Source organism: Streptomyces torulosus, from assembly GCF_001419765.1.
Classification (GTDB): domain Bacteria; phylum Actinomycetota; class Actinomycetes; order Streptomycetales; family Streptomycetaceae; genus Streptomyces; species Streptomyces torulosus.
In genome coordinates this window covers 1-9,163 of record NZ_LIRK01000536.1, presented here as the reverse complement: position 1 = coordinate 9,163, position 9,163 = coordinate 1, and the positions used below count along the sequence as shown (strand labels likewise).

General features: G+C 68.6%; 8 protein-coding genes and 1 pseudogene. 4 read left to right on the top strand and 5 right to left on the bottom strand.

The genetic code is table 11. The features are described from left to right. Nucleotides 1-479, top strand: a 479-nt coding sequence (locus AOK23_RS32305) for a hypothetical protein (protein WP_063791443.1), incomplete at its 5' end; no start/stop codon positions are given. Between the two features lie 183 nt (nt 480-662). Continuing rightward, complete coding sequence (locus tag AOK23_RS32300) at nt 663-866, top strand: hypothetical protein (protein ID WP_055716106.1); 204 nt, start codon at nt 663-665, stop codon at nt 864-866. Nucleotides 867-1,032: 166 nt separating this feature from the next. On the opposite strand, the gene AOK23_RS32295 is transcribed toward AOK23_RS32300, so the two are convergent. From AOK23_RS32295 to AOK23_RS32285, 3 genes are all read right to left on the bottom strand, one after another. Further along, nucleotides 1,033-1,671 carry a hypothetical protein gene (locus AOK23_RS32295; protein WP_055716105.1) on the bottom strand — a complete coding sequence of 213 codons (639 nt, stop codon included), beginning with the start codon at nt 1,669-1,671 and terminating at the stop codon, nt 1,033-1,035. A gap of 5 nt (nt 1,672-1,676) precedes the next feature. Next, nucleotides 1,677-2,318, bottom strand: coding sequence for a zinc metalloprotease (locus AOK23_RS32290; RefSeq protein WP_055716104.1), 642 nt, complete (start codon nt 2,316-2,318; stop codon nt 1,677-1,679). A gap of 358 nt (nt 2,319-2,676) precedes the next feature. Next, nucleotides 2,677-3,267, bottom strand: a complete 591-nt coding sequence (locus AOK23_RS32285) for a lamin tail domain-containing protein (RefSeq protein ID WP_055716103.1) — start codon at nt 3,265-3,267, stop codon at nt 2,677-2,679. Between the two features lie 541 nt (nt 3,268-3,808). Between AOK23_RS32285 and AOK23_RS50590 the strand changes: the two are divergent. Beyond that, nucleotides 3,809-3,934 (top strand): annotated as a pseudogene (locus tag AOK23_RS50590) (oxidoreductase); the annotation flags it as partial. Nucleotides 3,935-4,225: 291 nt separating this feature from the next. After that, nucleotides 4,226-4,519 carry a zinc-ribbon domain-containing protein gene (locus AOK23_RS32280; RefSeq protein ID WP_055716102.1) on the top strand — a complete coding sequence of 98 codons (294 nt, stop codon included), beginning with the start codon at nt 4,226-4,228 and terminating at the stop codon, nt 4,517-4,519. A 10-nt stretch (nt 4,520-4,529) separates the two neighbouring features. Here AOK23_RS32280 and AOK23_RS45875 read toward each other — a convergent pair whose 3' ends face one another. Beyond that, nucleotides 4,530-8,279, bottom strand: a complete 3,750-nt coding sequence (locus tag AOK23_RS45875) for a WD40 domain-containing protein (protein WP_079049830.1) — start codon at nt 8,277-8,279, stop codon at nt 4,530-4,532. 83 nt (nt 8,280-8,362) lie between these two features. Next, the coding region (locus AOK23_RS32270; RefSeq protein WP_157878222.1) for a hypothetical protein at nt 8,363-9,163 on the bottom strand (801 nt) is incomplete at its 5' end.

Below are 9,163 nucleotides of genomic sequence, written 5' to 3'. Positions count from 1 at the left end.
TCGTAGAGGTGTACGACGCGGACGCCTACCTCAGTGACGACGACGCAATGGCAGCCGCTCGCAGGCAGGTGGTTGCCGGCAACGGCTACCACCTGTACCTCCTCAGCCTGCAACCGGACATCGACGTCCAGGTGACGATCCGCCTCTGGGAAACACCGCCTGCTCCGCCCACCGACGCCGAAGGGCATGTGCCCACCAGCATCGAATCCGAGACCGGGGTCCTCGTGGTCAATCAGCTCGAATACGGACCCGCAGGAGAGATGACCCTGCCCCGCCCTGGGGTCTACGAAGGCTACGCCTGGTGGGAGAACCGACAAGCGACAGCCGACTACTACGAGGCGACTCTCAGTCACCCCACCGACGACACCTTCGAAGACCACCTGACCCAGGCATGGAACAACTGTCCCGTCACCGAACGCTATGCCCTCGACCTCGCCTACAGCCGCGAACCTGAAGTCGTCGATGAAGACGAGCTCTGAAATTACTACCCCTCGCCCCGCCCCTTACCGCAATGCCTTCGCCGGGCGAGTATCCGGAGCCGGACGCCGAACTGCCCCGTTCCGCCCCGAACTCGCAGACGAACATGTGGGACGGTGCGCTGCCAGTACGAGGTATACCGTCCGTTCATGGCGAACAGACCCGCTGACAACTGGCGTGCCTAAATGGCCGAGACAGCCCGCGAAGTGGCGGCCGGGATCCGTCGGCGGGGCGGCTCCCACCCGGAGTCGTTGCTGCGGGTGACGAACGCCGCCTTGGAGTGGTTTGAGGGAGAGGTGCGCGTGTTGCGGGAACCGTCCGGCGAAGCTGTCTTCGGGGCCGTGGAGAGGGTAGTTCTCGCACTGAACGCGATCGCCGGAAGCGACTAGCACGGGCGCTGGATTCTGCATGGAGAGACGCCCGGCGCGACGCCGGACGCCGTGAGCAGCGTCGCACCACCCGCGACCCTGCATCGGCGGCCACGAAGAGGGCAGCCGGACCCGTGACGGACGGCTGTCGAAACTCGACCACGAACGGCCTGCTGTCGACCGTGCGCTACTGACCGCCTCCGGGCGCCTCCACCATGTCACTGCCCGGCGTCGCGTCATCGACCGGAGGACCCGGGCGCTCGTTCGTGACGACCCGTTCCCAGTGCTCCTCGACCGTCTCGCCGCTCTCACTCGCGGCGCCGCGCGCAGCGGACTTGGCGGGGCTGTCCAGGTCCTGGGACAACCGGGCGCCGGTCATGCCGCCGAACGGTTCGTACCGCTCGTTTTCGGCGTCGTAGTGCCCGGCGAAAACATAACCTCGGCCAGGCACGAGCGCGACGCCCCCTTCGCCGGCCGTCTCATTACCCTCGCTGTCCACGTACGCGATGGCGTTGACGATCACCGTGCCTTCGGCGTTTCCCTTGAACGCCTTGGTCACCTTGACCTGCCACTGCTGTTCCAGTTCGCCGGCCTGGTCGGTCTCGTTCTGGCTTACCTTTTTCACGACTCGGGCGTGAAAGACGTCGGTGGAGGCATAGGAGAGGTACTCGTCCTTGGAAAGATCAGGAGCGAGCAGATCCTCCTGGACCGTCGGCTCCGATACGTAGCTCTTATTGCCGCTGTCACTGGTCCACACGGTGAAGGCGGCCGCCCCAAGAACGGCAGCTGCGGCAACGCCGACGGCAAGGACTCGGGTCCTCTTCACAGAGATCAGTTCCCCCAAAGCTTGTGGTAGTCGTTGCGGTCACGGCGCGTGGGTTTGGTGTCGGGCAGATAGCGCCCGCTAGGCCCCATGATGGAGAGACCGTAGTTCTGATCCTTGTGGCACAGGCCGAGCGCGTGGCCGAGTTCATGCGCTGCGGCGCCTCGCCGGTAGTACGGCTTGTCGAAGGGCCCAGGCCGTCCGGACTTGAGGTAGTAGTCGTTCATCTCAATGGTGTCGGTCGCACCGAAACTTCCGTACATGGTCCAGGTGGCCAGCGCGCCGTCCTTTTTGTTCTTGTCCTTCCAGTGCAGGTCATTACTGGTGGCCCAGGAGTCGCCCTTGATCTCCACCTGCCCGAGGCCATTGCTGGTCCAGGCTTTGTTGGCCTTCTTGCGGGCGTCGTCGTACTTGCTGGACTGAGTCCAACGGATCTCGCCACCATCTACGGGGGAACGCGAGGTCGAGTCGCGGGCTGAGCCAATGCACGCGGAACCTGTACGCATAGGTGCCACGGTGATGTCGGGATCGGCCGGGCCGTCGGAGTCGGCGGCGTACGCGGGCGCCGTAACGGATGCCACTGCGACCACGGTGAGTACGCCGAGGGTGGGTATCCAGCCGGTGCGCCTGAGTCTGATGTTGTTGATCATCACGTAAATGATCCGTGAATTTGGAGGTCGGAAGACATGCCTCCGTCCTCAAGTTGTCCTGATCCAGGCGGTCCCGGTCCGGAATCTCATGGATCTGGGCAGAAAGAGGAAGCCGCCATGCACGTGCCGGTGACGTCGGCCGCCCGGTGTGGAGCAAGAATCACGGCGACCCCAGCGGGTCATGCGAGTGACAACTGGGACTCAGGCGCCTGCGAGGGGCTTTGAGTCCCGTACGCAGATGTCGAGTTGTGTCCGATCGCCGGTCATGAGGGAGGCGCGCCCGGCTGTGGGGTGCCGGGCGCGCCTGGGGGTTGTCGTGTGTGGGGAACGACGCGTTCAGGTCATGCGGGTGGTGGGGTCAGCGGTGGTGGTGGCCGTTGTCGATGTGGTGGTGGTCGCCGTGGTGGTGGCCGCCGTCGCCGTGACGGTGGTCGCCGTGACGGTGGTCGCCGTTGCGGTGGTCGCCCTGGCCGTGGTCGCCGTGGCGGTGGTGGCCCCAGGATTCGCTGTCGATGAAGCGGCCGCGGTCGTTGCGGAGGGTGGCGGTGTCGGAGCGGTTGCCCCAGATCTGGTGGCGGCTGCCCTGGAACAGGTCGCTGGCGGTGTCACGGCCGAAGCCGGTGTGGATGCGGACCGTCGTACGGCCCCGGAGGCGGTAGTCGTCGAAGGTGTAGGTGCGGCCGTCCTCGTTCTCGAGGGTCCAGCCGTCGAGGTTGACGCCGTGCCTGGCGGTGTTGGTGATTTCGACCCACTCCCGGTTCAGGGAGCGGTTCGAGCGGTCGTCGCGGCCCGGGGCGTCGTACTGGACCTCCGAGATCGTCACCCTCGGCCGCTCGTGACGGGCGTGGTCGGCGGCGGACGCCGGCAGTGTGACGACCGAGATCAGAGCGCCGGCCGCGAGCGTGGCAGCGGCGAGACGGCGGGCGCCGACAGAAGCGGTAGCGGACAAGAGGGCTCCTTCGTGGTGCGGATGCCTTCCCCGGGTCGCCGATGCGGGCCACAGGGAAGTGTGTGTTGGCGGCCGGTTGGCCACACGCACACTCTGTCCACGTCGTGGAGAAATCGTGGTGCAACATCCCCCTCTGTTACTTGTTGTCCATATTTCTATGACTCTCGCATGCAACATCCATCAATGCGTTTTACGCCCCGTATCACCTCGACGGGAGGTGGGGACCCCTTACGGGCGTTGGGGTGCGGCGCCCCCTCAGCACCGTGCGCCGCCCCGGAAGGACCCGGGCAACACCCGAAAGTGAGTAACAGGGGGTGCCGACAAGCGAGGGCGGGACGCGCCGGGATGCGGGGCGACGGGCGACGGCGAGAGCGCGGTACGCGCCCGGAGCGGCTCGGATCACGGACCCATCCCACGCCCCAAGCGCGCGTTAAGTGACCTGCGTCACTTCATGTCACAGGCGTCGGTCCCCCGGTGTCTTGAGGCCGAACGCCTTGAGACAGAGGAGCAAGCCATGTCTCCCAGGAGTGGCAGGAGTGGCATGAAGCACCGCATCGTCGTTCTCGGCGCCGGATATGCCGGGGCGTACGTGGCCGGGACGCTGGCGCGGCGACTGGCTCCGGCGGAGGTCGGGATCGCCGTGGTGAACGCCGAGCCTGACTTCGTAGCCAGTCGGTTGGGCCGTGCTGGCGGCCCTCGCCCTCCTGCTCCTGTGGGAACTCGGCAGGTTCCTGGCCCGCCGCGCCCGGGCCGTGTGACGGCGTTCCCGGGCCGCGAGACGGCGCGGCGGAGCGGGCGCGCCGTCGTGACCGGTCCCCGCCCAGGTGAAAAGCACAGTGAAGAGGGAGGGCGCGGTGGAGGGGGAGGCGGAGGTGGCCGCAGGAATTTCTAGGACGATCGGCCCGGTGCGTGCACACTGGGGGCAGAGTGCCGGTAGGCACCACCGGGAAGGATCGACATGCTGATCATCTTTGGCACCAAGGGTTACCTGTACCAGCTCGCGATACTCACGCTGGTGTGCGGGCAGTGCGGAAACCCCTCCGCGCACACGCTGCGGAAGCGGGTCACGAAGTTCACGTTGTTCTTCGTGCCGCTGTTCCCGGTGTCGACGAAGTACCAGACGCAGTGCACGTTCTGCGGGGCGGAGCAGAAGGTGACCGCCGAGCAGGCGGAACAGCTCCAGGCGCAGGGCGCGGCCAGCCCGAGCGGTCACCACCAGGGCCAGAGCCAGCAGCAGCCGTACCAGTCCTGACACCCGGCTCTCAGGAGGACAGGCGGCTCATCACCGCCTCGAAGACCTCCGAGAACCCGGAGGCGCGGTGCAGTTCGGGCGAGAGGGTGTTCATGTCGCGCAGGATGTCGGCCAGCCGGGGCAGCTGGGCGCGGATCTCCGTGTAGAGGTCGATGTCCTCGCGGAAGCCCTGGAGGTTGGCGGCCGAGACGCTCCGCATGGCCTCGTCCAGCTCGTTGATCTGCTCCTCCCAGTACCGTACGTAGCCGATGCGGTCCTGCGGCCGGTAGATCCGGGCGTCGGGGAGGACCACGGGGAAGACCCGGTCGGTGAACTCGCCGTGGCGGGCGGTCTCCAGGAGTTCGAACAGGCAGTTCTGCGACTTCAGATAGGCGTCGCTGATCACCAGGACCACGCACTTGCCCTGCCCGAGGCGGGCCATGAAGTCCTTGATGGACGCCTTGTAGCCGATGTCCCGCCGGTCGCGCACCACGGTGACGCCCCTGGCCTGGAACGCCTCGTCCAGTTCGTCGGCGAGCGCGTTGCTCTCCTTGCTCCAGGAATACGACAGGTAGACCTCCGTGTCGGACGGGGCCGACGGTCGCACCACCACTGCACGCTCCTCACGCCTCTGTCGTTCCCACTCGCGCCGCAACGTCACGCGCAGCGGCTGGAAGGCCGGATGGTTGAAGGGGATGGCGTACAGCGTCAGCACCAGGTCGAACAGGCCGACCACATGGCGGGTCTCGTCCTGGAACCTGCCGGGCGCGAGGCCGCGGAGGAGTTCGACGGGCTGGAGGCTGTCGGCCGTGCCGGCCCGCAGCAACGGGATCACCCGCGGCCACGCGCCGGCGCCGGCGCCGCGCCGGGCGCGGATCAGGCCCGCGTCGACGGCCGCCGCGTCCTCGGGCTGGGTCAGGGCCCGCAGGTGGTCGGGGGTCACCACGACCAGGACGACGTCGTCGGGGCGTACGTCGGCCGGGTCGTCCACCATGAGCACCCCGGCCTCGCGCAGGTCGCGGGCGAGCCGGGACGCCCAGGCGGCGTCGCCGGGCTGTCGGCTGAGATAGCAGCGGGGCACCGCGCGGTCGCTGCGGAAACTCTTCACCCGCACGAGGAGCGACTCGTACGTGCTGCGCAGCCGGGCCGCCGCCTCGTCCCGTTCGACGAGCCGGGTGTCCTCGGCGCCGAGCGCGACCGGCTGCTCAGTGTCGGGGAGGTCGATGCGGTCGCCGCAGCGGAAGCAGAACATGACCCGTACGCCGTCGCGCAGGGAGCCCATCACCGCCGAGCGCTCCTGCCGGTGCCCGTCGGCGCAGGACACCGGCGGGAAGACGGTCACCGTCACCTCGCGCTGGTACAGGAACCGCTCGAACAGCCCCTGGAACATACGGCGCCCGTACGGGGGCACCGCCGCGCTGTAGTGCAGGACGAGCTCGATCTCGCCCTCGCGCTCCTGGAAGAGCCGGAACCCGCAGATCTGCCCGCTGCCCATGTCGAACTGGGCCTGGCTCTGCCAGTAGTTGACGCGGGTGAACGTCTGGGTGTGGCCGAGCAGCACCACCAGCGCGGGGTAGACGTTCTCGACCTGGCCGCGGACCACGTACGACACGTCGTCGACCGTCTCGATCGCGTCGAACAGCGGGCGCTTCTGCTTGATCAGACCGGGGAAGATCAGCAGGGTCTCCGCCCCGAGCGTGTCGCGGAAGCACAGGTTGTGCTCCAGGAACCGCACGACGGCGGCGTCCAGCAGCACCTGCTGCTCGGCGGGGTCCAGGGCGTCGACCTCGGGCAGCGGGTAGTCGCCGCCGAGCAGCGTGGACTCGCTGAGCGCGCCCAGTTCCTGCGGATGCTTGTCGGCCTGGAGGAAGACGGACGAGGCGAGGTCGACCAGCAGCTCCGGGGCCAGCAGGACGGTCTGCGCACCGGAGGAGGTCCGCAGCACGGAGACATAGCCGTGGTTCTCCAGGTGTCCGACCGCCGTCATCATCTCGGCGTCGGTGAACCGCCACTCGGGGTCCGTCTCCAGCAGCTGCCGGCGCAGATCGGCGGGCGCCACAAGGACGCCGCGGCGGTCCGGCCGCTCCTTCAGCGCGAGCACGAACTCCTTGATCCGCTTGAACGTGAGGGTCGTGACCGTGGTGGTCATCCGCTCCCACTGGATCTGCTCGCGCAGCAGCTCCATCAGCGCGCCGACGCCGGTGCCGGTCGCCGCGCTGGTGCTGACGTAGCCGCCGGTGATGCCCTGGGCCTGGCAGTACTGGTCCAGCTCCGCCTGCGACACCACGGGGGCGCCCCGGTCGACGCGCGCCCCGACCAGGACGGTCGGGGGCAGCGCCCTCCTCCCCGAGAGCTGCTGCAGCCAGAACTGCACCCCTTTCAGGGGCTCCTGGCGGTTCGTCGGGTCGAACAGCACGAGGGCGAGATCGACGTTGTCGAGGAATATCGCGTGCACGGGGCGGTAGACGTGCTGACCGGCGAGGTCCCAGAGGACGGCCTCGCAGTCCGTGCCGTCGGCGCGCTGCGTCCGTACGTCGTCGATGAGCCAGAACTGCTGGCCGTGTGTGGAGGCGTGTTCCTTGAACTCGTCGTGCGCGAGCCGCCATCCGAGCCCTGTCTTGCCGACCCCCGAGTCCCCCACGAGGACGACCTTGGCGGTCATGTACCGCACGGAGTCGCCGACTGCCTGATGACCGAGCAGCTGGTCGAGGTCGTAGTCCCAGAGGGAGAGGCCGGTTTGGTTGTTCCAGAGGGCGAGCCGCGGCTCTTTGGGATGGAAGGCGAAGGTGGTCATGGTGCGCTCACGTGTGGGGGAGCCGCCTCCCATGACGCCGTCGATGAACGGGTCGTACTCAGCTTCGAAGAGGGGGTCGTGTTCGCCGTCGTAGTCGAAGTCGTCGAGGGAGGAGAGATCACGGTCGTCGAGGTCGTCGCCCTCGGCCTCGGCCGCGGGCATCCGCAGGACCGCGACCGTGGTCCAGTCGTCCGTGCGCCACAGGCGGATCGTGTGGTCGCTGGACGCGGTGCCCAGGAGTCTGCCGTCGGCGGAGAACATCATGTCGGTGACACTCCCGGTGTGCCCCTCCAGGCTGATGACGGCGTCCGTCGCGATCTCCAGGCAGCTGACCTCGCCCGCGTTGGTGCTGGCGACCACCGTCGTGCCGTCGGGGGACCAGGCGACGCACGTCACGATGTTCCGATGCCTCCAGACGTGGACGGGGCGTCCGCCGTTCCTGGGGTTCTTCCAGATCATGACGGTCTCGTCCGCCGAGCCGGTCGCCAGCATCGTGTCGTCCGGCGACCAGGCGAGGCGGTTCACGTAGTTTTCATGCGCTTCGATGGTGCGCAACGGCTGATCGCCACGGGTGTCCCACAGCCGCACCGTGTTGTCCTGCGCGCCGGATGCCAGCAGGTCCGTCGCGTGCGACCATGTGACATGGCCGACCCAGCGTTGGTGCGCCGTCAGTCGCAGGGACTGGGTGGGGCGGTCGATGTCCCACACCCGGACGCCGTGGAGCCCGCAGGCGGCAGCGAGGCGTGAGCCGTCCGGCGACCAGCTCACCCGGTTGACGTAACCTCGCGTGCCGCGCGCACGGAGGATCGCGACGTCCGAGTGGTTCTCGGAGTTCAGGACTCGTATCTGGCTGCGGTCGGCGGGTACCGCGAGCAGTCGTCCGTCAGGCGACCAGGCTACGTACCGCGCGCAGTCCTTGCCCGGCGGCTGTCCCACCACCTGACTCAGCCACACCCCGTCGTTGGACGAAACCCCGTGTTCCGACATGGCCCCCGTCGTCCTTCACCGTCGTCTTCGCGGTCCCACCCCCGCGAAGGGTGTTCCAGGGTAGTGCCGCCGCCTGGGCGGGCTCACCCGATCCCGTCCGGGCGCCGTTCCCTGCCCGCTCCCCGTCGCGGCAGTCGTGGTGGCCGCGGTTGCGCGTGGGGGGTCGGGGGCCCGGTCCACGTGGTCGTCGCCGTGGTCGCCGCCAGGAGGATCGTCATGTGTTCGGCGAAGTCGTGGCGTGGCAGGGGGAGTTCGAAGTCGGGGTTGTCGACGTAGCCGAGCGTCACCGCTCCGGGGACGTAGTGCATGACCGCGTCGGCGAGTTCCGTGCGGGGCAGGGCCGTGCGGTCGAGGTGGGTCAGGGCCCGGAGCACCGTCGGGAAGCTGGCGTCGTACGCGGTGGGGACGCCGGCGTCGGGGACCGCCGTGAGGGGTTCCGGCGACGGGCGCGTGCCGATGTTGGTCTGTTCGCGCCACCACGCCGCCGCCTCCGCGTCGCCGAGGACCAGGTGCTGGAGGTAGAGGCAGTACGAGGCGAGGTCGTCGCCGGCGCCGGCCGCGTACTGCCACCAGGAGCGGGCGCTGTCCGCGGCGTCGGCGAGCTGGAGGACGCAGCCGAGGACGCGGGCGCCGGGCGGCTCGGGCAGGTGCTCGGTGACGAACGCCTGGAGGGAGTCGGAGGTGGTGTGGGCGAGGACCGTCTCGCACAGGGTGCGCAGGTCGCGGGCGGCCATCGTGCGGGTGTGGTCGTGCTGGCGGGCGGCGCCGCCGACGAGCGGGTCCTGACCGGGCGCGCCGGGCACTATGTCGTGCGGTATCACCGGCGTCTCGAGGAGGCGGGCGCGGGCGAGGAGGTCGTCCAGCGGGGTCGGCGGGGGCATGGG